A 23399-nucleotide genomic window follows, 5' to 3' on the forward strand; every position below is an offset into this window, starting at 1 on the left:
TGCCGTTATTTCCGCTTATTGGAGGCATATAAGGGGTATATCGTGCAAGATCATAATCAGGTGAATAAAGATAAGCCTGTATTAGTTACCGGTGTTTCCGGATTTGTTGGTTCAGCCGTTGCGCGTTCCTTGGCGCAGCAAGGCTATACAGTGCGGGGTATGGTGCGTTCATCTAGCCCGAAGACCAATATCCGTGACTTTCCCGGCGAAATTGTTTTCGGTGATCTGGATGACCCGCCGTCTTTGAGAGAACCCCTTTCAGGTTGTAGCGCCCTTATCCATGTTGCCGCTGATTATCGGCTGTGGGCGGCTGATCCCAATGAAATTATTCGCCATAATCGTCTGCATACGCAGGCCATTATGACTGCGGCTTTATACCTAGGTATCGAGCGTGTTATTTATACCAGTAGTGTGTCTACTTTGGCACCGGGACATGGAAAGCCCAGCGACGAGAATGCGCCGCTGACGCCTGAAAATGCGATTGGTGCCTATAAACGCTCCAAAGTGGAAGCTGAACGGTTAGTGGAAAAGATGATAAAAGAGCAGGGATTGCCTGCTGTTATTGTCAATCCCTCAACACCGATCGGCCCAAGGGATGTAAAGCCCACGCCCACCGGACGGATTATTATCGAAGCCGCCACGGGCAAGATGCCTGCTTACGTTAATACCGGCCTTAACCTTGCCCATGTTGATGATGTGGCCGATGGTCATGTCAAAGCGCTTGAAAAAGGCGTTATTGGCGAAAGATATATTCTAGGCGGTTATGATGTGCCGCTGGGTATCATGTTGGCTGAAATCGCAAGACAAGTCGGTCGCAAGCCACCTAAAATTGCATTGCCACGCTGGCCACTTTTCCCCTTAGCTTGGGGTGCCGAAGCAGTAGCAAAACTGACCAAGATAGAGCCATTTATTACCAAAGATGCGTTGCGTATGGCTGGATACCATATGTATTTTTCATCGGAAAAAGCCAAACGTGATCTCGGTTATAAAGCGCGTCCTTGGCAGCATGCCATCTCTGATGCCATAGAATGGTTTCGGGCAGAAGGTATGTTGTGATGTTTGCCACGATTCTAGGATTATTATCCCTTAGTATCTGGATTGGTCTTCTGTTTTTTCACGGTGGCTTTTGGTTATGTCGCGAACGGGACGATCGTCCCGTTCCTTCTTTGGATATATGGCCAGATGTTGTCGCCGTTGTGCCTGCGCGTAATGAAGCGGATGTTATTGAGAAAACTATCCGTTCATTATTAATGCAAGAATATCCCGGTAATTTTAAAGTTATTCTGGTTGATGATAATTCCGAGGATAATACGGCCGAAGTCGCAAGAAAAGCCGCGGGGGATTATCCTGAAGGCAAGCTCACTATTTTAAATGGCGAAACCCTCCCAAAAGGTTGGGCAGGGAAATTATGGGCGATTGACCAAGGCATTAAAGCCGCCGGACAGGTGAAATGGTTATGGCTTACGGATGCGGATATCGCACATAGAACCGACACATTAAAAATGTTGGTCGCCCATTCTGAAAAAGAAGGGCTGATTTTTCATTCTTTGATGGCGCGTTTAAGCTGTAATAATTTTGCAGAATGGGCGTTAATTCCGGCTTTCGTCTTTTTCTTTCAGATGCTTTATCCGTTTCGCCACATCAATAATCCGAAGCACAAAACTGCTGGGGCTGCGGGTGGATGCATGTTGGCCGATCGGGTTAGCCTTGAAAAAGCTGGCAGTATTGAGGCTATTCGTCATGCAATCATCGACGATTGCAGCCTTGGTATGATTATGAAAAAGCAGGGTAAGATCCGGCTGTCTTTGACGAACCGTTCTCTTAGCGTTCGGCCATATCTGAGTTTTCGGGAAATTGGCCATATGATTTCCCGTTCCGCTTATGCGCAATTACAATATTCTTCTTTGCTTTTAGCATTAACATTGGCAGGGATGAGCCTTGTCTATCTGGTACCGCCTATTCTGTTTTTTTTGACACATGGTCTGTCTGCATGGGTAGGGCTTACCGGATGGGTAATGATGGCGCTTGCCTTTCAACCGATTTTACATTTTTATCACCGCTCCCCTCTTTGGGGCATAGCACTTCCCTTAATCGCGATCTTTTATAGCTGTGCGACATTTTTTTCTGCCGTACATGTCTGGCAGGGGCGAGGTGGAATGTGGAAGGGGCGTGCGCAAGCACGTATAGGTCTGTGAGTATCAAAACACAAAATAAGCTAAATGCGGCCGCTTTGGTCTCTGGCAAAGGGCATCAGGATGAAAATTTTCCGGTGGCCTCTTTTCTAATCAGTCCGGAATATCGGCCTATTATTATGGCTTTCTATCAGTTTGCCCGCCAAGCTGATGATGTTGCCGATAATGTGACAGCCAGCAAAAAAGACCGTCTGTCTGTCCTTGAGGATATGCGCAGCAGTTTAACTGGTGAAAGCCAGAGCGAACCCGATGCTGTTATCTTGCGCCAGACTTTGTTAACGCATGATCTGGAGCATACGATTACGCATGGTTTGGATCTGTTGGAAGCGTTCCGTCGTGATGTATCTGTAAATCGCTACGAAAACTGGGACGCCTTAATGGATTATTGCCGTTATTCGGCATCTCCGGTCGGGCGTTTTGTTTTGGATGTGCATAAAGAATCCCGCAATCTTTGGCCTTTGAATGATGCGTTGTGCACGGCATTACAGGTTATCAATCATCTTCAGGATTGCGGTAAAGACTATCGCATGATGAACCGGATTTATATCCCGAACGATATCATGGAAGCCGTCGGAGCGACAGCTGCTGATTTAGGTTGTTTCCATGCGTCTTTGGCTTTGCGTCAGGCAATTGAAACAACAGCTTTAAAAACGCAATCGCTTTTGAAACGGTCTTCCGGTTTTTCGGCGGCTATTCATGATCGGCGTTTGGGTGTTGAAGTTGCGGTTATTCAGCGTTTGGCAGAAAGCCTAACGGCATGCTTGATTAAGCATGATCCGTTATCGGAACGGGTTCATCATAACAAAGTAGAAACCTTGGGCTTAGCTTTTGTCGCAGCAGCAGGGAGACTATTTTCTTAATGACTTCGGCCACTAAAGAGATTCTGCCCGCAAATGTTTCCGAGACTTCATCGGAAATGCAAGCTTCGAGTAGCGGTGCAAAAAGTAGCAGCTTTTACATCGGCATGCGGGTTTTACCCCCCGCCGAACGGGAAGCTATGTATGCTATTTATAGCTTCTGCCGGCAGGTAGATGATATTGCTGACGATTTGGAAGGCAGTCAGGACGAAAGAAAGCAAGCGCTTGAGCAATGGCGTCATGATATCAATGCGCTTTATGCCGGAGAGCCTTGTGGACAGGCTGCTTTTCTAAAGGAGCCGGTTGCACATTTTCATTTGAAGCAGGATGATTTTATTGCCGTTATTGACGGCATGGCCATGGATTTAAATGGCCCGATCGTCTTTCCGGACGAAGCCACGCTTGATCTTTATTGTGATCGGGTTGCGTCAGCGGTCGGTCGCCTGTCTGTTTATGTTTTTGGCATGAATCCTGATATAGGTGAGACCTTGGCCTATCATCTGGGTCGGGCATTACAGTTAACCAATATCTTGCGTGATATTGATGAAGATGCCGAAATTGGTCGCTGTTATTTGCCACGGGAACCGCTTGAGAAAGCAGGTATTCCGCTTGATGTCAGTAAAGTCTTGTCTGATCCCAGACTGGATAAGGTCTGCCGTGATATTGCTTGGCAGGCCGAGGGACATTACGCGGCATCGGATCATATTATTCATGGCCGCCCGAAAGGCCATTTGATAGCGCCACGTTTGATGGCGGCGGCTTATTCAGCGCTTTTGCGTAAAATGTTGGCACAAGGGTGGAAAAGCCCCCGCAAGAAGGTCAAACACAACAAACTTGCCCTATTGTGGACTTTGCTCAGATTGAAGGTGACTTCATGAGTGTAACGCATATTGTCGGTGCTGGTTTAGCCGGACTAGCCGCCGCCGTGGCTATTACCCATGCAGGGGGGCGCGTCAAAATATACGAAGCCTCCTCAATGGCAGGCGGACGGGCGCGTTCCTATCATGATAAAAAGCTGGATATCGAAATTGACAATGGCAATCATATGCTGTTGTCAGGCAATCATTCAGCGGCAACCTATCTGAAAAGGATAGGGGCAGAACATAACTTTAAAAGCCCAAAACAGGCGGCGTTTTCTTTTTGTGACCTGAGTGACAAAGAACGCTTTACGATTAAGTTAAGCGATGGCTTGCTGCCATGGTGGGTTTTACGCCCGAATAGCCGTGTGCCGCATAGCAAGATTAAAGAATATTTTGGATTGTTGTCTTTATTATTGGCCGATCATGACGCCAAAATAGGCGACATTATTCCCGACAATACGGCCTTGTGGCATAAGCTTCTGGATCCCTTTTTTGTTTCGGTTCTCAATACACCGGCAAAAGAAGGTGCGGCTTGTCTGGCGGCAGCCGTTATTCGGGAAACGCTGATAAAAGGGGGCAAAGCCTGTATTCCCCGTATCGCTTATCCGAATTTGGCCAGTAGTTTTATTGATCCTGCGCTTCTCTATCTGAAAGGGAAGGGTGTTGAGGTCGATTTTCATCATCGCTTACGTCAGATCCATTTTTCGGGTCAGGATGTTGAAGCACTGGAATTTGCCCATCAGGAAATAAAGCTGGAAAAAGGGGATAAGGTTATTATCGCCTTGCCCGCATGGGTTGTTCAGTCTTTGTTACCGGATATTGAGACACCTGATAAATATCAGGCCATTATTAATGCCCATTTCCTGATGACGCCTACGGCCGCGATGCCGCATATTATGGGTGTCGTTGGCGGCACGGCCGATTGGATTTTCACTTTTGAAAACCGGATATCGGTCACGATTAGTGCAGCCAATCACTTGCTCGGTCTTGAAAAAGAAGAGCTGGTAAAGCGTATTTGGGATGATATTCAGGAAGTCCATGCATTCAAGAAAGAAATGCCTGCATGGCAAGTTGTAACCGAAAAAAGAGCGACATTTGAGGCTACGGTTGAACAAAATAACCGTAGACCTCCAGCCGTTACGCCATGGAACAATCTGTTTCTGGCTGGAAATTGGGTGAGAACTGGTCTGCCCGCGACCATCGAAGGTGCCATTCGTTCTGGCCAGACTGCGGCTGACTTAATTTTATCCAATTGAATTTCAGTAGAGAGCTAAGACATGACTGTATCGACTTCTTCTGTTCCCCCTCTTAGCAATTTATCTGATGAGGTTGAGCCGATTATCCAAAAGGCTGCCGATGCCCTTCTTAAAAACCAGCAGAAGGATGGTCATTGGGTTTTTGAACTGGAAGCCGATGCAACTATTCCCGCCGAATATATCCTTTTAAGGCATTATTTGGGTGAAGCCGAAGATTTGGAGATGGAAGCGAAAATAGCCCGCTATTTACGCCGTATCCAAGGTGATCATGGCGGGTGGCCGTTATTTTATGGTGGTGAATTCGATTTAAGTGCCACGATTAAAGCCTATTTTGCGTTGAAGATGATCGGTGATTCTCCCGATGAGCCGCATATGCTCAGGGCAAGAACCGAGATTCTGTCACGCGGTGGCGCGATCCGAGCCAATGTCTTTACTCGCATCCAATTAGCCCTTTTTGGGGCATTATCATGGGAACATGTTCCCCAAATGCCAGTGGAATTGATGTTGATGCCGGATTGGTTTCCGGTTCACATCAACAAGATGGCTTACTGGGCAAGAACGGTTTTAGTACCTTTATTGGTGTTGCAAGCGTTAAAGCCAGTTGCCCGGAACCCTCGTGGTATTCTGGTGGATGAATTATTTATTCCGGGATTGAAGACAGCGCTTCAGGAAACGGGCGACCCGATGTGGCGGCGCTTTTTCTATACGCTGGATAAGGTTTTACATAAGGTCGAACGTTATTGGCCGAAAAACATGCGTGCCAAGGCTATTCATAGCTGCGTCCATTTTGTCACCGAGCGGTTGAATGGTGAAGACGGCTTAGGGGCTATTTACCCTGCGATTGCCAATAGCGTCATGATGTATGATGCCTTGGGATATCCCGAAAACCATCCTGAAAGAGCGATTGCCCGTAAAGCCGTCGAGAAATTGATGGTGCTTGATGGCACTGAAGATCAAGGCAAAGAAGAAGTTTATTGCCAGCCTTGCTTATCCCCGATTTGGGATACCGCATTAGTCGCCCATACGATGTTGGAAGTCGGAGGCGATGAGGCTGAAAAATCAGCCGTTGCCGCACTTAACTGGTTAAAACCGCAACAGATTTTGGACGTCAAAGGCGATTGGGCATGGCGTCGTCCTGATATCCGACCGGGTGGATGGGCATTCCAATATAGCAATGATTACTATCCCGATGTTGATGATACTGCGGTTGTTACCATGGCGATGGATCGCGCTGCAAAATTACCCGATGTCAATGACAGCTTTGAAGAAGCCAAAGCCCGCGCCATGGAATGGACGATCGGGATGCAAAGCGATAACGGCGGATGGGGGGCCTTTGATGCCAATAACAGTTATACTTATCTGAATAACATCCCCTTTGCTGACCATGGGGCTTTGTTGGATCCTCCAACGGTCGATGTTTCTGCTCGTTGCATTTCAATGATGGCACAGGCTGGTATGACGCTTGAAGATGCCAAAATGAAGGCCGCCGTTGATTACATGCTGAAAGAGCAGGAAGAAGATGGCAGCTGGTTTGGGCGTTGGGGTGTTAATTATATCTATGGCACATGGTCAGCGCTTTGTGCTTTGAATGTGGCCGCAGTGCCTTACGATCATGTTTCTATCCGCAAGGCTGTCGGTTGGTTGAAGGCCATTCAGAATGAAGATGGTGGCTGGGGCGAAAATTGCGACAGCTATGCCTTGGATTATAGCGGATATGAGCCGATGGCTTCGACTGCTTCGCAAACGGCTTGGGCATTATTGGGACTAATGGCGGTTGGTGAGGCCAATTCCGAAGCCGTGGCTAAGGGCATAAAATGGCTTGCCGAAAATCAGGATGATAAAGGCCTGTGGAACGAAGACTATTATAGCGGCGGTGGTTTCCCCCGTGTTTTCTATCTTCGTTATCATGGATATTCTAAATATTTCCCGCTTTGGGCTTTGGCGCGTTATCGTAATTTAAAGAAAGCCAACCAGCCTATCGTGCATTACGGTATGTAAATATTCTTTTTATAACTTATTAGTAATGAAATAAGGGTAAAGCAAAATGCGGCTGATTTTTTCAGCCGTATTTTTTTATATCATCATTTTATCTGAATAAAATATTCTGATAGTTATTTGGAATATTATTAAGGAAAAAATATGCTGAACCACATACTTGCTGTGACCGGAATAGATCGTGAAGCACGGGCAGCAGCGCAATGTGAGAAAGTATTATCATTGGCAGGCGGTGGAAATAGCATCCGTCTGGAAGATTCTCTGCGTCGGATTATGCAGGGCAATACGATTTCTGGCCTTGTCAGTTTTGGGTTGGCTGGTGCCTTGGATCCCGATTTAAAAGTTGGTGATTGGGTGGTTGGCACCCATTTAACCGGTAGTTTTGAGGCCGATTGTAATTCTGAATGGCAAGCTTCGCTTGAGAAAGCATTTCCTAATCTGAAAAAAGGCATATTTTATTCAGATGGTAGTTTGGTTTCTGATATCGGGCAGAAAAAGCAGATACAGGAAAAAGAAAAGGCTATTGCGGTTGATATGGAATCCCATATCGTTGCCCGAATAGCCGAAGAATATCATTGTCCATTTATTATTTTAAGAGTGATTTCAGATCAGGCCGATCACATGTTACCTCCGGCCTTTTCGGTCGCGATGCAACCCGATGGAAGTATTGCTATTCCGGCCTTACTGAAATCACTGTTATGCAGACCAAGTCAATTGCCTGCTTTCGTCACTACCGCACGGGCAGCAACGAAAGCATTAAAGGAATTAGGCCGCGTCGCTTTCATCTTTGGAGGTAGCCTCGGCTTCCCTGATTTCAGCTAAACGCTGCTGAACATGGTCAGAGAACACGTCTTTTGCACGACGCTGATGAGCAAGGCTGATTTCCGGTGCCATAGCGCCTTCAGTTTTAACACCCTTTAACGCAACCATAGCGGCTTTCAGCGGATGACGAATGGTGTCGATAACAGCCGTGGCCTCGAAGCCGGAATGCACCATGCAATCCTGACATTTTTCATAATTGCCGACGCCATAATCATCCCAAGCGGTGTTTTCCATCAGCTCTTTAAAGCTTTTGGCGTAGTCTTCACCCAAGAGATAGCAAGGACGCTGCCAACCGAAGACGGTGCGGGTCGGGTTACCCCAAGGGGTGCATTTATAGGTTTCGTTACCAGCCAAGAAGTTCAGGAACTGAATGGACTGGTTGAACGGCCATTTATGCCCTTTACCCAAACGGAAGATGTTACGGAATAATTTCTTCGTGGTCGTCCGGCTCAGGAATTCATCCTGATTGGCGGCGCGTTCGTAAGCATAGCCCGGAGAAACCGTGATACCGTCGATACCGATAGCCTTCATACGGTCAAAGAATTTAGCCGTCCGTTCCGGATCTGCATCATTGAAGAGGGTGCAATTGATCGAAACCTGAAAGCCTCTTGATTTCGCAAGACGGATCGCAGCTTCGGCCGTTTCATAAACACCATCTAAGGAAACCGAGCGGTCGTGCATTTCTTTGTCGCCATCGAGATGGATCGACCAAGTGAAATTCGGACGGGGTTCATACTGATCAATCTTCTTTGCGAAAAGCAAAGCGTTGGTGCAGCAAATAACGAATTTGCCTTTATCGAGCGCGCCTTTAACGATTTTCGGCATGTCACGATGAAGCAAAGGTTCGCCACCAGCGATAGAAACCACGGGAGCGCCACATTCATCAATGGCTTCCATGCATTCGTCATAAGACAAACGCTGGTTCAGGATTTCTTTCGGATAATCAATCTTTCCGCAGCCCTGACAAGCAAGGTTACAGCGGAAAAGAGGTTCAAGCATTAAAACCAAAGGATAACGCGTTGTCCCTTTGATATGATTACCTACAATATAGGAACCAATCCGTAAAACTTGACTTAAAGGAATACCCAAGGCTCAAGCCTCCTGTTCTGTATCGTTAGAAAGACTGTCCGCTTCTTTTGAAGCAGCAGTTTTATTGTCCAAATTATTATGTGCCGCGTTGCGGGCTTTCAAATGGCGCAGCGTTGGCGGCAAACGGAAAGCGATTTTTTCTTCAACACCAGCAAGCTGTTCTACGGTCACAGGCCCCAAGGCACGAATAGCGGTGATAACGCTTTGCACCAGCTCTTCCGGTGCAGAAGCACCAGCCGTTAATCCGACGGTATTGATACCTTCAAACCAGACAGGATCAATTTCACTGCCGTCAGCGATCAGATAGCTGGGAAGGCCTTCTTCCAATCCGATTTCACGCAAACGGTTGGAATTCGAGCTATTGGGCGAACCCACAACCAGAATAAGGTCGGATTTTTTGCAAAGGTCTCTGACCGCTGCCTGACGATTCTGCGTTGCATAGCAGATATCAGACGTGTCAGGTCCGATGACATCCGTGAATTTCTGGCGCAATGCAGCGATAACCGAACGGGTATCATCTACAGAAAGCGTCGTTTGGGTAATGAAGGCGACGGGCGTATCTGCCGGAATATCAAGGCTGGCAACCTGTTCGGCTGAACCGACGAGATGCACCGGCCCATCTATTTGGCCTAAAGTCCCTTCAATTTCAGGATGACCGGCATGACCAATCAAAATCAAAGTGCGTCCATGTGATAGATAACGCCGTCCCTGTGCGTGAACCTTGTTCACGAGAGGGCAGGTTGCATCGACCACAGGCAAGCCTCGCTGTTCGGCTTCTTCCTGAACGGTACGGGCAACACCATGTGCGCTGAAGACGGTGACTTCGCCAGAAGGGACTTCGGAAAGTTCTTCGACGAAAACAGCGCCTTTTGCCTTCAGGGTATCGACAACATGGCGATTATGGACGATTTCGTGGCGGACATACACGGGTGCTCCGACACGGTCTAATGCCTGATCGACAATTTCGATAGCACGGATCACGCCTGCACAGAAGCCGCGCGGTTGAGCCAGTATGATTTTTATCACAAACAGTCCCGATTTTGGATGTTCTTAATTCTAGACATTTAAGTCTAATCTGTCAGAGCGCTGTAACTATTTTATAGATAATTCTAAAGCAGATAACGCATAATGTAGCACAAAGACGGCATATTTCGTGTGAATTATGTATAAAAAACACAGTATTTTCTGTGGTCGTGGCCAAAAATGGAAACTCAACCTTTTTTTTGACGTTTTTTTTCATCAAGGCATAACGAAGCATTTTTTGTGAAGGATTAGATAAAAAGTTCTAAACCGTCGATGAGTGATAGAAAGAGAGCTTTTAAAGGCGTTATTGTTCTTTCTCCATTCATTAGATGCTTCTTAAAAAAGACATATCAAACCAGGGAAGAAAGCCGACGGGAAAATCAGGATATTACATTTTCATTATTTCTCCCATGTTTATAAATGGGGAATAGTTTTAAAATGTGGAATCGTATTTTGCCTCTTTCCATATTCATTTGAATTGAAGAGTAGGATTTTTTATGGCTTTAAAATTAAAGAATATATTACCCGCTATTTTGGTGACGGTAGCGCCGGTTGCAGCCTTTGCCCAAGCGAGCGATCCTGCCGCCACCCAAATTGACGCCTATCACAATGCTATTATCGAAATCATGAAACAGGGTAAGACCCTTGGTATCACGGGCCGGATAACGCGCTTTGAAACCTTGGTGCATGATTATTACGATATGTCGACCATGACTTCTTTGGTTGTTGGATCAGGCTGGGCTTCGGCTTCTCAGGCCGATCGGGCGCAGGCTATTGCCGCCTTGGAACATCACAGTGCCGTCATGTTAGCCAGCAATTTTGTCAGCTATGGTGGTGAGCAGTTTAAAACCGAATTGCCGGTAACCAGCCGTGGATCAGATAAATTGGTACGGGCAAGCATCACGAGCGATAAGCTTATTTACCGGATGCGCTTTAGTCAGGGAAAATGGAGAATCGTTGATATTATTTCGGATGGTGTCAGCCAGTTGGCTGTTCAACGTGTCGATTTCTCTTCAACGGTTGCGTCTAATGGTATTCCGGGGCTGGTTCATAAATTGGCAACGATTGATGCCAAAACAATGAAATAACTTTTATGAAACTTTTAGGCCGGAACTTTTTTAAAGATCCGGCTTATTTTTTTTAGTATCCGCACTTAATCGGGCAGCCAAGACTTCAAGTGGAATATGCTTGACGGCTTCTAGGCGATCATCAGCCTGTAAAATATCGGCGATAATCGCAAGTCTTTGCGTGATATGGTCGAAATTCTGTAAAACTGAGACGTGGTTTTCGACGACATAGCTATCGCCGCATAATACCACGGAAAGATTTTCGACATCATGCCGAACCAAAGCAACTTCCGCCGCCAGTTTTTTGAATAAAAGGGTCGTTGCCCGATTATTTCGGCACATGTCTCCGGAACAGGGACGAGCCTGTTCCGGATTGAGAAAATTTTTGTCCAATTTTACTTCTGACATTTAGCAAGAACCAAAGAGGCGATATCGCCGATAGCGACCTCCTGATCGATTACTTTTGCATCACGAGCAGCGCGCGGAGCATCGCCCGCAATGGCGGTTTCTTGATCCTGTGCAAAGGTGAAGGCACCGCTTGCTTTCAATGGCTTCATACCTGCGACACCGTCATCACCAACGCCGGTCAAGATCCCTGCGACCACATCATCTTTGGCCGTTTTAGATAAAGCCGCAAATAACAGGCTTGCGCTGGGACGATGACCCTGAACAGGTTCTTTCGGCAACAGGCGGATCGTTGGATCTGGCCAGCGGTCAATAACCACATGGTTTTTCGTGTCGCTGGCGATATAGATTATGCCTTGCTTTAATTTGGCACCATCTTTGGCCAGTTTTACCTGAGGTTTGATCGCAGAGCCCAAACGAGTCAGATAAATTTCGGTGAAGCTTTCGTCCAAAGGCTGGACAATAATAGTCGGGGGACAGTTAGCCGGAAATTCTGGCAAAATATCAAGCATAGCATCAACACCGCCCGTTGAGGTGGTGAGCGCGATCATTTTACCGTTCCATTCCAGCGCTTCTTTTGCAACTTTACGCTGTCTGGTTTTTTTCCGGATTTTACCGCCAGCGGCTGCAACAATCAGCTCGGCAAGTTTCGGCCCCAGCTTTTTAAAAACTTCCAGAGTGACGTTCTGTGGTTTTGGGAAACATTCAAAAGCGCCCAATTCCAAGGCGCGCAGTGAAATTTCTGCACCACGTTGGGTCAGCGTGGAAAGCATGATGACCGGCATTGGCCGTTCTTTCATGATTTCCTCTAGAAATTCGATACCGCTCATTCCAGGCATTTCGACATCAAGCGTAATGACCTGGGGTGATAATTCCGTAATACGTTCCCGTGCTTCATCCGCATTCGCCGCGACGCCGACAACCTGAATATTATCAAAGCTGTCCAACACCTCGGAAAACAGGGTGCGCATGGTGAGAGAATCATCAACAATTAAAACGCGAACAGGATCGCTCATTCCGTATCCCTTTTACTGATTTTAAAACGCTCGTTACATGAAAAAATCTGGTTCAATTTGAAGCAGTTATTCAAAATCGATATTTTAAAATCCTAGTTTAATGCCTATCGTTTGATAGTGAGTTTAATATCATAAAGTCTAAAATATGCTTAACAAAATCGGTTTTTGCCCTTTAGTTTCAAAACTATGCCGCTATGTTTTTTGTGAAAAAAGCGAGTAATTTTTATAAAAAATCATATGGTTTTTTAAAATTTAAAATAGCCACATGAATAAAAAACCGATTTCTCCAAAACGGACTTTTAAAGTAAAATATTTTTTATAATAATAAAAATATATTCTTTTAAAATAATGTAAAATTAACTGTATTTTTGAGGATTAAGAAGAGAATCTACATCAACGACTAAAGCGGTTTTCCCTTCTTGTAAAAAAGCGACTCCACTAATACCATGCACCGGCTGGAAATTTTTTTCGAGACTTTGTACCAAAACTTGCCGCTGACTATCCAAAGCATCGACAATAATCATGACTTCGGGCTGATGAATCGCCTGATCAATCCGGATCAGGATTTTTCGACCTTCCTTAAAAGAGTCTTGGGTGAAAGTTTCTTCGCCCAACAAAGCGGATAACGCAATCGCAGGAAACCATTGATCCCGTAATTGGATCATGGATTGTCGTTCATCGACCCAATGGATGTCTTCCGCATGGACGGCGATGCTTTCGACAATATCGGAAATCGGCAGAATATAGCGTTGTTCTTTGACTTTGACGATTAAACCTTCAACCATGGTTTGGTTGAGCGGTAAAAGCAGAGTGACACGCGTACCTGAATGAGGTGCGGCATAGATGCGAATTTCGCCTTTTAATGACTGAATAATGTGTTTTACGGTAGAAAAACCACTTTTTTCTTTATGCTGATAGTCACTGTCGAAATTCTGCGCTTCTGTTTCGGCAGAAGCATCCTTATCTGCAATTATCCCGTATTTTTCGGCAATTTTAATGAGTTTTTCCCACAAAATACCACGCCCGTCATCAGAAATGACGATTTTTAAACGGCTGGCATGATAGCGAGCTTCCAATCGGATGTGGCCTTCACGGGCTTTGCCGATTTCCTGTCGCTCTTTTGCGTCTTCAATACCGTGAAAGGCGGCGTTATCGACGAGTTCCAGCAGGGCTTTTCCAAGCTGGATAACAATGCGTTTATCTATTTTTGTTTCTGAACCGATCATCGAAAAGGCAATGAATTTACCGCTGTCGGTAAAACGTTGTTCAATAATTGAAATGATCTGCGAAAAAAGTGGCTCAACTGTTTGGGTTTGAAGCGCCATCGCATAATTATTAGCGGCTTGAATCAGTTGATCCAGCTTTTCAAGCGCGTTGACCCGACCAGCATTTTCAGAAGAAAGCGAGCTAAGACTTAATTCTGAGCGGACACTCAACATTTCGTGGAATATGTCGAAAAGATTATCCAGCTTTTCGGGATTAACCGGAATATGGGGAGCGAGACTACCTTCGACATGAAGGCTATCATCTGTAAAATTGGGTTGCAGCCGTGTTAAAGGATCATCGGCTATTAAAGCTGAATTTGCATGGGATGTTATTTTTTGGTTATCGGTGGTCGGTTCATCACCAATTGTCTTAATCGCATATTGAGAGGAATGAGCAGTTGCGTTCTTTAATTCCTCTTCAAGTTGGATATGGTCTAGCGGTGTCTGTCCAGAGGCAACGGCTAGAATATAACGCTCAATCGTATCAAAACTACGTTGGACTAGGTCGATTAAAAACAGATTTAAGGCGAGGCGATCATTACGGATGGCTTCGATCAGTTGTGCCAGTAAAAAAGTAAGCTGCACCAAAGGCTTTTCGCCATCACCTGCCGCTTGGTTATTGAGTTCCTTTATCGCCATTTCCAGACGCAACAGACATTTGCTGTCATAAACGCCAGCCTGACAGGCTCTTAGGTCATTCTCGATAGTTTTTTTTTGGCCTTGCCATAAAGTAAACAGTTTTTTTTCGGGCTGCGTCATAAAATAGTATATTCCCCGAAAGAACGTCTGATGGTTCCTGTTACTCTGGAACCCTATAGAATCGATATCCAGAAAATAGCTAGAGTTAGTGCATCTATATTATTGAATTATACATCAAAATCGGAAGGCACGCTGGTAAATTTTATCCATCCAGTCAAGGATGGAATAGTAATGCCGGATTATATTTGACGTTTTTTATTTATGTTTTGATCTCGTTATAAAATCCGGCAAGATTTAATTTGTCTTTGCATCGGCCCCTAGATGGAAGCGTTCCAAAGCGGTTCCCAGCAAATCAATGGCATCGACAATATTGCGAGAGGCTTCGGTTGATTGTTCGACAATAACACCGCCTTGCTGGGTGATTTTTTCAGTATCTTTGACCATAGCCGCGGCATTATGCAGATCTTGCGATTGGGATACCGCCGATAGTGAAATATCATGCGCTTGTTGATTAACGGTTTCGATACTCTGAATAATTTCTTCGAATGTTTTTCCAGTATTTTCGACATGGTTTTTAGTGGTGCTAAGCTGTTTTAGGCTCCCTTCAATAAGGGTTTTTATGCCTGCAGCCGCTTCAGCAGAACGTTGTGCCAATGCCCGCACTTCATTTGCCACAACGGTAAAGCCTCGTCCGGCTTCGCTGGCTTTCGCGGCTTCGATGCTAGCATTCAAAGCTAAAAGATTGGTTTGAAAGGCGATATCATCAATCAAGATGACGATATTGGAAATCTTCTTTGAAGAGGCGGATAAAATTTCCATGCTTTCGATAGCTTCAGAAGCAATACGACCGCCTTCACCGGCCTTCACCCGTGTTTGTTCAATCGATTTGCTCACATCCCTTGCGCGGGATGCGGTTTTTTCTGCGGCATCTGCGATCTGACTCATCGTCGAAGTCGCATCCCCCAGCGCTTGAATCTGATGCTGGCTGGAATCTGTCAGAGATCGCGTAAAACGCCCAATATTATGTGCTTCCGAACGCGCATTATTGGCGATTGTAACGACTTTGGCGATGGTGCCGGCTAGACTGGAGCGCATATTAGCAAAGTCATTGGCAATGGCGGCGTAATTTTTCGGGATATGTTCAAGAACAACATCGAAATTTTGTTCAGCCATCTGATTAAGCGCTTTACTGAGGCTTGTCAGAATGGTGTTCCGTTCTTGGCGTTCATAGTCGAGGTAATTCGACAGAACGATTTCAATATCAAGTAATGTTAATTTGACTAAAGAGCCTATTGTTTTGGCTAGTTTTTGATGCAGCAAAAAGCCACCCGGTGCGCCCTTTATCGCCCGCGTAATCAGTTGTTCCAAATTGATCGCATAAGCACTGATATAATAGGTGGGGGTAACCCCTATCTGTGCATGGATCGCGCCAATTTTTTTAGAATTTTCTGCGCTTTGTTGATTTAAGGGTAAAGAAAACCAAGCCGTCCAATGGGCGAGCTGTTTCTTTTTAGCCTTATCAATTCCAGCTTTGCTTTTAAAAAAAGAGTGTGCTGATGTTCGGTTCAGATGGTCATAAAGATAATCGAGGGTTTTTAGCCCATAACGCCCAATTATTTTTTTAAGCGCAGGAAAATTTTTGTAGTCATTTTCAGTGACGTTGAATAATTTTAAACGTTCCTTGAAATCTTCAGCCACGCATAATCCTTAAATTGGAAATTATTCCGTCTGCCGAACAGCATGTCGTGAGGCATTTGATGCGTCATTCGGACATGAACATACAGCGTCTATATTCCTACGGCATATATTGAAAAATTTACATTCATTTTGAAACAAAAAGGGTGCCAAAATGGCACCCTTCTTTATCTTTTACTTTATAAATTGTTTTATAAAGTAAAAAGGTTTTAACGTTTGGAGAACTGGAAGCTACGACGTGCTTTTGCACGGCCGTATTTCTTACGTTCAACCGCACGGCTATCACGCGTTAAGAAGCCTGCTGCCTTCACAGTAGAACGCAGGGTCGGTTCGTAACGGGTCAAAGCCTGTGAAATGCCATGCTTTACAGCACCGGCCTGACCGGAAAGGCCACCACCGGTGACAGTTGCGACGACATCATACTGGCCACGACGTTCGGTAACGTCGAAAGGCTGGTTGATAACCAGACGCAGGGTCGGACGAGCGAAGTAAACTTCCTGATCACGACCATTAACGACGATCTTGCCGCTGCCTGGCTTGATCCAAACGCGGGCGACGGCGTCTTTACGACGACCGGTTGCATAGGCGCGACCCTGAGCGTCTAAAATCTGCTCACGCAGGGGAGCTGGTTCGACAACGTCTGCTTTTTTCTCAACAACAGCTTCGGTTACTTCAACAGAAGGGGTTGCTGCACCAGCATTCGCTGCGCCGGCTGCTGCCAGATCAGCGAGGTCAGAAAGAGATTGACGATGATCAGCCATCAGGCACCCACCTTATTTTTACGGTTCATAGCCGCAACATCAAGAACTTCAGGATTCTGAGCCGCATGCGAATGTTCCACACCGGCGAAGATACGGAGGTTACGCATTTGCTGGCGACCTAAGGGGCCACGAGGAATCATGCGTTCAACCGCTTTTTCCAATACACGTTCAGGAAAACGTCCACCCAATACTTTGGCAGGGGTGGTTTCCTTGATACCACCAGCATAACCGGTATGCTTGTAGTATACTTTTTTCTGCATTTTACGGCCGGTAAAACGCACTTTATCCGCATTGATAACAACGACATTGTCGCCGCAATCAATATAAGGGGTAAAGCTCGGTTTGTGCTTGCCGCGCAGGATATTAGCGATAATCGTTGCGACACGACCAACAACTAATCCTTCAGCATCAATCAGATGCCATTTTTTTTCGACGGTTGCAGGCGTTGCCGGCTTCGTCGTTTTCATGAGCGCCTTCATGGGCTCTTGTTCCTCATATGGCTAAAAATTCGTAAAATTGCGGAGATTCCTGTGTTCAGCAGGAAAACCGACTATTGAAGGCAGGTGAATACAGTCTAGGCCGTAATAGTCAAGAAGAATAAGGGTTTTTAGAGTGGTACTATAATACCACGGCAAATATTTCTGGCCTTTTTACCCCGAAAGCTATTCATTTCCGATCATACTCAAGCGGTAAAATAACCCACGTTATGTTGTAACATATATAATAAAGTCCCATATAGCGCACAGACCAGAGCATCTTCCGCAAAAGTTAAGGGATGCCTTATAAAACTTTAGGACAAAGAGATGATAAAGCGAATTTTCCGATCACATTGGTTAGATCGTATCGCTGTTGTGCTTTCGGGTTTATGCGCTATCCACTGTTTTGGTGGATTATTTCTTTTGCTCTTTTTATCCGAGGTATCCGATCGGCTGAGCGACCCGCGCATTCATGAAATCGGTTTGGGGTTGGCCGTTCTTTTCGCTGTATTAGGTTTAGGCGGCGGCTTTATATCGCATCATAAATGGCGTCCCGTCATTATCGGCTCTATTGGTATTGCCTTTATGTCGGTAGGTCTCTTTATCGGCCACAGCGTTTGGGAAGATGTCTGTACGGTTATTGGCGTTTGTTTAGTGGCTTGCGCCCATTTACTTAATCATCGTGTCAGAAGGCATAGTTGCCTTCATTAAAGGCGGATAAGCGGTAACGATATATTTTTACTTTTTCCCAAGAGCAAAAATATATCGCTCCCTTTTTGCTATTTTTTCTCTTGAAAGAATTTTTCAGGGAAAGGCAGGGTGGCAGAACACTGTTTGATCGTGATTCTGGAACCGGTTATGATGTTACGGTTACTTAAAACGCCTTTACCGACTTCCAAGGCAACGCGCACCGCTTTATCCGAGACGTGAAGCTCTGTCGTATTCGGCTTCATATTTTCTATCTGGGTAATTTCGCCTTTGTCATTGATAAAGGCAACCGACATCGGACGCAGCACTGACCGCATAGTGAAGGCGTAACGACGTGGACTGTCCCATAAGAAAAGCATGATCGGGGTGCCGCTATTCAGATTGGCAACGCCCTGATTGATCTGTTCTTTGGTATGGGCAACCGGAATGGTCGTGAAGGGAATTTTTGTTCCAAAACTTGCTGTTTTGATTTCGAAATCACAGCTTGCCCATGGGTCATTGGTAGGCGGCACCGCTTCGGTGGAGGGGGGTGTTTGTCTATAATCTGGGGTGTCGTTATTGGCAGATAAAATAAAAACGGCTGCCAACATAAAAATCTTACGCATGGGATATGCCTTTTTCTACTCTGGTTTAGATGCCATTTATCAGGATATCGATTTAATGAACATCTAAGAGTATTACTCAAGGAATATAAAGAAAGTTGTCATTTTTAAAGGCGGTTTTCTAAAAAATATCTCAGGTAAATAGCTGACGCTTTTTTCGTTAATTAGACAAAATACTTAAATCCTGTCTGGATTGATAATGATCACCTCTCATCCTAAAAATAATATAACGATAGCTGATGCATATTTTATTTTTTGGCCTTTAAATAACGATAGAGCGTTGCACGGCTGACACCGGAAGCTTGGCAAATATCGGCAATCGGCATATCGGGATTGTTATGATAAAGCGTGATAGCGGTTTTGATTTTGTTTTCTGGCATATGGGGACGTCCGCCTAACCGACCTCTTGCACGCGCAGCCTTTAAACCGGCTTGGGTGCGTTCACGGATAAGATTACGTTCGAATTCAGCCATTGCCCCGAAAAGATGAAAGATCAGACCACCATTAGAGGAATCTGTATCAATTTTTTCAGACAGGCTCTCAAACAGAACCGACCGTTTTTTCAGATTGTCGACCAAGGTAATCAGTTCTTTTAACGATCTTGCCAGACGGTCAAGTCGCCATACGATGAATTTATCCCCTTCACGCATGTAGTTTAAAGCTTCATCCAGACCAGGTCTTTCGGCTTTGATACTGCTGACCTTATCCGTGAAGATTTCTTCACAGCCCGCGTCTTTCAAAGCCTGAATCTGATCGTCCAGATTCTCTTCATGGGTTGAAACCCGTGCATATCCAATTTTCATAATATTCTTTTATTCCGAAATTCGATTTTGATATAGTGATTATAAGATGTGTTTTAAGATTAAATAATAATAAATACAATAATACTTATAGAACAATAGCTTATATTGCTCAACATTGTATGTTTTTATCTCATATTCCTAAGATTGCAACAATTAGAAATATATTAGGCAGAGATAGTAGCAAGTATCGGTTTACTTACTACTATCCTGATGACGGCATTATAGGCCTATTTTAGCGACGTGTTCCAAAACGGAAAATGGTCGTGTAATCAAATGCCTGTCCCGGCTTAAGTTCAGTCGTCGGGAAGGTTTTATGATTAGGTGAATCGGGGAAATGCTCGGCTTCAAAGGCAATCGCGTCCGTCTGGCGGTATTGCTGATTGCTTTTGCCGTAATAGGTGCCATCCAGTGAATTGGATGTATAAACTTGCATGCCCGGTTGCGAGGTTAAGACCTCCATCGTCCGGCCTGTTTTCGGATCAAAAATTTGCGCAGCAAGACGCGGTTGTTTGCCATATTCGCCGTTAATGACCCAGTTTTGATCATATCCGCGCGCATAGCGAAGCTGGACATCATTATCCCGCAAATGGTCACCAATGCGCATCGGATTACGGAAATCAAGAACCGTACCTTGAACAGGGGCGATTTCTCCCGTTGGAATAGAAGTCGCATCTGTTGGGGTGTAGTTATCGGCATTGATTTTCAAAATCTGATTTTCGATCGAACCGGAGCCTTCCCCTGAAAGGTTGAAATAGCTGTGGTTCGTCAGATTCAAGACCGTGGGTTTATCGGTTTTTGCCTGATAGTGAAGACGCAATTCGTTTTTGTCGTTCAAGCTATAGGTGACATGAACTGTTAAATTCCCCGGGAAACCTTGATCGTTATCGGGACTGACCAATGTCAGTTCTGCACCGGCTTCATGTTCGGTCGCGGGCAGGGGACGGACAGTCCAGACATATTTATCAAAGCCTTTGGTGCCCCCATGCAAAGAATTAGGGGCTGCCGTTACCGGAACATGGTAGGTTTTTCCACCGAGGCTGTAGGTGCCGTTGGCAATACGGTTAGCATAGCGACCGATAAGCGCGCCAAAGAAAAGGCCGCCCTTAGCCGAATCTTCCGTGTAGCCTTTCAGATCGGAGAAACCGAGAACGATGTCTCCGGCTTTTCCGTCTTTATCTGGCGTTTCGATGGATTGGATAATACCACCATAGGAAATGAAGCGAACCGTAATGCCATTCGTATTTTTTAAGGTATAAATCTGAACAGGTTGGCCTTCAGGAGTGGTGCCAAAGGGCGCACTACTTAAACTGACCGAAGACGCAGCGCTATGGGCAGCAGTCGGCATGATGACTGCGCCGGGCACAGATAAACCAAGGCATAAATATATTATCTGTTTTGATAGATAGCGCATGTGACAATCTTTCTTCAATTTTTAAAGACTAAATCAATAAAAATTATTATTTATTCTTGAATAATTAGATGAATTAAATAAGATATGCGAAGAAAGATATGACATTTTCTCTTAAAATCAATAATAATGGCGAATATTTAGTAATTATTATTTTAGATTATCCGTAAATTAAAAATAATATTGTTATTTATAGTAATGTAATACTAATATTTTTCGAAGTCAATTTTGACAACGCAAGTCAAAGCACAATGGATTTATTACTTTTTCTTAAAATAGAAGTTGCTATGGGGCTTTTTGGATTGCCTTGATCAAGGCTTCATAAGTTTGATTTTTATGATTTAATTTATTTCAATAGATATATGAAATTTTATTTTTTATTTTTAAAATTATATAACTTCAATAAATAGAAATTTCAAAATTATCTTTAATTAATCTTACTAATGAGGAAAATCTCTCGGAGAGAAAACTTGATCCGTTTTCCCTCCGAAAAGAATAAAGTTTCTTTATTTCGCCAGAGCTTCGGCAATGAGCTTTCTGGTGTTTTCCAGTCCATAAAGCTTAATAAAGCTTCCCATGCGAGGCCCTTGGCTAGAACCTAAGAGGGTTTCGTAGAGAACGCCGAACCAATCTCTTAACTGATTCTCATAATAAGCCTTACCGACTTCATAGACTTCGGTCTGCAAAGCTTCGGCCGGACTGTCGGCAGGAAGTTTGGCCAAACGGTCATCGAGATCTTTCAACGCCTGCTTTTCCTGTTCAGTCGGTGCGCGGCGATGCAAGGTCGGTGCGATATGATCTTTGTGATAGGCGAGGGCAAAGCCAATCAGACGATCAAGATCAGGATATTTTTCAGCATTCGCATCCGGCAGGAGTTGTCCAAGGTAGCCCCAAACCATGGTTTTGTCGGCACCATCGCCTAAGACGCCGACCAAGTTCAGAAGAAGGCTGAAAGGCACGGGCATTTCTGTAGTCGGTACTGCGCCATTATGAATGTGATGAACCGGATTACCCAATTTTTTATCGGCATCCTGATCATGCCAATTTTTTCTGAACTGCCAATATTCATCAATCGCGCGCGGGATGACCCCAAGATGTAAAGATTTAGCTTTTTTCGGTTCGCGATAAGCAAAGAAAGCCAGACTTTCTTCAGGGCCATAACGGAACCATTCTTCCAATCCGATGCCGTTTCCTTTGGATTTGGAAATCTTTTCACCGTTTTCGTCCAGAAACATTTCATAGTTAAAACCTTCTGGCGGACGGCCACCGAGAACACGGGTGATTTTTGAAGACTGAGTCACAGAATCGATAAGATCTTTTCCGGCCATTTCATAATCAACGCCCAGCGCCTTCCAGCGCATTGCCCAATCGACTTTCCATTGCAATTTGGCTTTGCCGTCAAAGACTGACTGTTCGACCATTTCGCCTTCATCTTCGAAGCGAATCAAGCCGGTTTCGGCATCGACGACTTCGACAGGGACCTGCAAGACGATACCGCTTTTGTCGCTGATCGGAAGGATTGGAGAATAGGTTGCACGACGTTCTTCGCGGAGGGTCGGCAACATAATATTCATGATTTTTTTGTAGTTGCGTAAAATCTCTTTCAGGGTTTCGTTAAATGCCCCTGAATTATATTGTTCGCTGGCTGAATAGAAATCATATTCAAAGCCGAAACGATCAAGAAATTCCCGCAGCATGGCATTATTATGATGGGCAAAGCTTTCATATTTGCCGAAGGGATCGGGAATACGAGATAACGGCTTGCCTAAATGTTCAGCGAGCATTTCGTGATTAGGGACGTTTTCCGGTATTTTTCGCAAACCATCCATATCATCTGAAAAAGCGATCAAACGAGTCGGGGTATCCGATAAAATCTCATAGGCGCGGCGCACCATCGTTGTTCTGAGAACTTCGTTGAAAGTCCCGATATGGGGCAAACCCGATGGGCCATAGCCGGTTTCAAAAAGGATATATCCTTTTTCAGGAGCCGCTTTAGCATAGCGTTTCAGCAGTTTTCGCGCCTCTTCAAAAGGCCATGCTTTGGATTTTTGGGCTGCAATGCGAAGAGCGTTTTCCTGTGTCATATGATCCTGTGTTATCATAAAAGAAGACCGATCAAGGATGCCGGTCTGGAATAAAAATTATCCGGTTTCTTCCTATATACAGGGATATCAAAAATCAAAGTATCCCTTTCGCCTTAATTTTGATTATCGGGAATATCGGAAAATTTTAATAGCCTGATTGGTAGGAATCTATGTCGGTGAAATAATTTTATTTCTGTCATCCTAATGGAATGACTTTTCCAGCCGACGACCCTATTCTGACTTTTAATGTATCTTATTTATTAAGGGTTAGGCTGTTTTTAAATGGCCAATCCGTCTTCCTGTCCATCAAAGTTAG

At 45.0% G+C, this 23399-nt stretch carries 21 protein-coding genes; 9 read left to right on the forward strand and 12 right to left on the reverse strand.

The genetic code is table 11. The annotated features are described in order from the left end of the window. Positions 1-42 precede the first annotated feature (42 nt). The 7 genes from hpnA to FBY58_RS04275 all read left to right on the forward strand — a co-directional run bounded on the left by hpnA (position 43) and on the right by FBY58_RS04275 (position 7982). Positions 43-1056 carry a hopanoid-associated sugar epimerase gene (hpnA, locus tag FBY58_RS04245; RefSeq protein WP_141919642.1) on the forward strand — a complete coding sequence of 338 codons (1014 nt, stop codon included), beginning with the start codon at positions 43-45 and terminating at the stop codon, positions 1054-1056. After that, on the forward strand, positions 1056-2195 hold the full coding sequence (locus FBY58_RS04250; protein WP_141919643.1) for a glycosyltransferase: 1140 nt from the start codon (positions 1056-1058) through the stop codon (positions 2193-2195). The genes hpnA and FBY58_RS04250 overlap by 1 nt, the downstream gene beginning before the upstream one ends. Next, positions 2192-3052, forward strand: a complete 861-nt coding sequence (gene hpnC / locus FBY58_RS04255; RefSeq protein WP_185738174.1) for a squalene synthase HpnC — start codon at positions 2192-2194, stop codon at positions 3050-3052. Before FBY58_RS04250 ends, hpnC begins: the two co-directional genes overlap by 4 nt. Continuing rightward, complete coding sequence (gene hpnD, locus FBY58_RS04260) at positions 3052-3927, forward strand: presqualene diphosphate synthase HpnD (RefSeq protein ID WP_141919645.1); 876 nt, start codon at positions 3052-3054, stop codon at positions 3925-3927. The genes hpnC and hpnD overlap by 1 nt, the downstream gene beginning before the upstream one ends. Further along, positions 3924-5165 (forward strand): hydroxysqualene dehydroxylase HpnE, encoded by a 1242-nt coding sequence (gene hpnE, locus FBY58_RS04265; protein ID WP_141919646.1) that lies wholly within the window; start codon positions 3924-3926, stop codon positions 5163-5165. Before hpnD ends, hpnE begins: the two co-directional genes overlap by 4 nt. A gap of 21 nt (positions 5166-5186) precedes the next feature. Beyond that, entirely contained in the window at positions 5187-7163 is a 1977-nt protein-coding gene (gene shc, locus FBY58_RS04270) for a squalene--hopene cyclase (protein ID WP_141919647.1), read from the forward strand. Positions 7164-7304: 141 nt separating this feature from the next. Continuing rightward, a complete protein-coding gene (locus tag FBY58_RS04275) occupies positions 7305-7982 on the forward strand; it encodes a phosphorylase (RefSeq protein ID WP_141919648.1) in 678 nt (225 codons plus the stop codon). Here the strand turns inward: FBY58_RS04275 and hpnH are convergent. Together hpnH and ispH are read right to left on the reverse strand one after the other, a co-directional pair. Then, positions 7926-9071, reverse strand: coding sequence for an adenosyl-hopene transferase HpnH (gene hpnH / locus FBY58_RS04280; RefSeq protein ID WP_141919649.1), 1146 nt, complete (start codon positions 9069-9071; stop codon positions 7926-7928). The genes FBY58_RS04275 and hpnH overlap by 57 nt on opposite strands. Positions 9072-9074: 3 nt before the next feature. Beyond that, entirely contained in the window at positions 9075-10097 is a 1023-nt protein-coding gene (gene ispH / locus FBY58_RS04285) for a 4-hydroxy-3-methylbut-2-enyl diphosphate reductase (RefSeq protein ID WP_141919650.1), read from the reverse strand. A 494-nt stretch (positions 10098-10591) separates the two neighbouring features. Here ispH and FBY58_RS04290 point away from each other — a divergent pair, with 494 nt between their 5' ends. Further along, on the forward strand, positions 10592-11182 hold the full coding sequence (locus FBY58_RS04290) for an HpnM family protein (RefSeq protein ID WP_141919651.1): 591 nt from the start codon (positions 10592-10594) through the stop codon (positions 11180-11182). 30 nt (positions 11183-11212) lie between these two features. Here the strand turns inward: FBY58_RS04290 and FBY58_RS04295 are convergent, their stop codons facing one another. From FBY58_RS04295 to rplM, 6 genes are all read right to left on the reverse strand, one after another. Then, positions 11213-11569, reverse strand: a complete 357-nt coding sequence (locus FBY58_RS04295; RefSeq protein WP_141919652.1) for a hypothetical protein — start codon at positions 11567-11569, stop codon at positions 11213-11215. Then, positions 11557-12582, reverse strand: coding sequence for a chemotaxis-specific protein-glutamate methyltransferase CheB (gene cheB / locus FBY58_RS04300; RefSeq protein ID WP_141919653.1), 1026 nt, complete (start codon positions 12580-12582; stop codon positions 11557-11559). Before cheB ends, FBY58_RS04295 begins: the two co-directional genes overlap by 13 nt. 356 nt (positions 12583-12938) lie before the next feature. Then, the gene (locus FBY58_RS04305; protein WP_141919654.1) at positions 12939-14606 is read right to left on the reverse strand and encodes a chemotaxis protein CheW; all 1668 of its coding nucleotides are present in this window, start codon (positions 14604-14606) and stop codon (positions 12939-12941) included. 234 nt (positions 14607-14840) lie between these two features. Next, on the reverse strand, positions 14841-16244 hold the full coding sequence (locus FBY58_RS04310; protein ID WP_141919655.1) for a globin-coupled sensor protein: 1404 nt from the start codon (positions 16242-16244) through the stop codon (positions 14841-14843). A gap of 206 nt (positions 16245-16450) precedes the next feature. Next, positions 16451-17002, reverse strand: a complete 552-nt coding sequence (rpsI, locus tag FBY58_RS04315; RefSeq protein WP_141919656.1) for a 30S ribosomal protein S9 — start codon at positions 17000-17002, stop codon at positions 16451-16453. Further along, complete coding sequence (rplM, locus tag FBY58_RS04320; RefSeq protein WP_141919657.1) at positions 17002-17481, reverse strand: 50S ribosomal protein L13; 480 nt, start codon at positions 17479-17481, stop codon at positions 17002-17004. The genes rpsI and rplM overlap by 1 nt, the downstream gene beginning before the upstream one ends. Before the next feature lie 324 nt (positions 17482-17805). Here rplM and FBY58_RS04325 point away from each other — a divergent pair, with 324 nt between their 5' ends. Next, a complete protein-coding gene (locus tag FBY58_RS04325) occupies positions 17806-18189 on the forward strand; it encodes a MerC domain-containing protein (protein ID WP_141919658.1) in 384 nt (127 codons plus the stop codon). 68 nt (positions 18190-18257) lie between these two features. On the opposite strand, the gene FBY58_RS04330 is transcribed toward FBY58_RS04325, so the two are convergent. From FBY58_RS04330 to FBY58_RS04345, 4 genes are all read right to left on the reverse strand, one after another. Beyond that, entirely contained in the window at positions 18258-18791 is a 534-nt protein-coding gene (locus tag FBY58_RS04330) for a DUF192 domain-containing protein (protein ID WP_141919659.1), read from the reverse strand. Positions 18792-19036: 245 nt separating this feature from the next. After that, a complete protein-coding gene (locus FBY58_RS04335) occupies positions 19037-19591 on the reverse strand; it encodes a recombinase family protein (RefSeq protein ID WP_141919660.1) in 555 nt (184 codons plus the stop codon). A gap of 232 nt (positions 19592-19823) precedes the next feature. Then, complete coding sequence (locus FBY58_RS04340) at positions 19824-21002, reverse strand: aldose epimerase family protein (protein ID WP_141919661.1); 1179 nt, start codon at positions 21000-21002, stop codon at positions 19824-19826. 503 nt (positions 21003-21505) lie between these two features. Continuing rightward, positions 21506-23083, reverse strand: coding sequence for a lysine--tRNA ligase (locus tag FBY58_RS04345; protein ID WP_141919662.1), 1578 nt, complete (start codon positions 23081-23083; stop codon positions 21506-21508). Positions 23084-23399 lie beyond the last annotated feature (316 nt).

It is taken from the genome of Zymomonas mobilis (genome assembly GCF_006715975.1).
Classification (GTDB): domain Bacteria; phylum Pseudomonadota; class Alphaproteobacteria; order Sphingomonadales; family Sphingomonadaceae; genus Zymomonas; species Zymomonas mobilis_B.

Excerpts from the sequence above, each read along its gene's own strand:
- FBY58_RS04250 (WP_141919643.1), top strand. The coding sequence starts at position 1,056 with ATGTTTGCCACGATTCTAGGATTATTATCCCTTAGTATCTGGATTGGT.
- hpnD (WP_141919645.1), top strand. The coding sequence starts at position 3,052 with ATGACTTCGGCCACTAAAGAGATTCTGCCCGCAAATGTTTCCGAGACT.
- hpnE (WP_141919646.1), top strand. The coding sequence starts at position 3,924 with ATGAGTGTAACGCATATTGTCGGTGCTGGTTTAGCCGGACTAGCCGCC.
- shc (WP_141919647.1), top strand. The coding sequence starts at position 5,187 with ATGACTGTATCGACTTCTTCTGTTCCCCCTCTTAGCAATTTATCTGAT.
- FBY58_RS04275 (WP_141919648.1), top strand. The coding sequence starts at position 7,305 with ATGCTGAACCACATACTTGCTGTGACCGGAATAGATCGTGAAGCACGG.
- FBY58_RS04290 (WP_141919651.1), top strand. The coding sequence starts at position 10,592 with ATGGCTTTAAAATTAAAGAATATATTACCCGCTATTTTGGTGACGGTA.
- FBY58_RS04295 (WP_141919652.1), bottom strand. The coding sequence starts at position 11,569 with ATGTCAGAAGTAAAATTGGACAAAAATTTTCTCAATCCGGAACAGGCT.
- cheB (WP_141919653.1), bottom strand. The coding sequence starts at position 12,582 with ATGAGCGATCCTGTTCGCGTTTTAATTGTTGATGATTCTCTCACCATG.
- FBY58_RS04305 (WP_141919654.1), bottom strand. The coding sequence starts at position 14,606 with ATGACGCAGCCCGAAAAAAAACTGTTTACTTTATGGCAAGGCCAAAAA.
- rpsI (WP_141919656.1), bottom strand. The coding sequence starts at position 17,002 with ATGGCTGATCATCGTCAATCTCTTTCTGACCTCGCTGATCTGGCAGCA.
- rplM (WP_141919657.1), bottom strand. The coding sequence starts at position 17,481 with ATGAAGGCGCTCATGAAAACGACGAAGCCGGCAACGCCTGCAACCGTC.
- FBY58_RS04325 (WP_141919658.1), top strand. The coding sequence starts at position 17,806 with ATGATAAAGCGAATTTTCCGATCACATTGGTTAGATCGTATCGCTGTT.
- FBY58_RS04330 (WP_141919659.1), bottom strand. The coding sequence starts at position 18,791 with ATGCGTAAGATTTTTATGTTGGCAGCCGTTTTTATTTTATCTGCCAAT.
- FBY58_RS04335 (WP_141919660.1), bottom strand. The coding sequence starts at position 19,591 with ATGAAAATTGGATATGCACGGGTTTCAACCCATGAAGAGAATCTGGAC.
- FBY58_RS04340 (WP_141919661.1), bottom strand. The coding sequence starts at position 21,002 with ATGCGCTATCTATCAAAACAGATAATATATTTATGCCTTGGTTTATCT.
- FBY58_RS04345 (WP_141919662.1), bottom strand. The coding sequence starts at position 23,083 with ATGACACAGGAAAACGCTCTTCGCATTGCAGCCCAAAAATCCAAAGCA.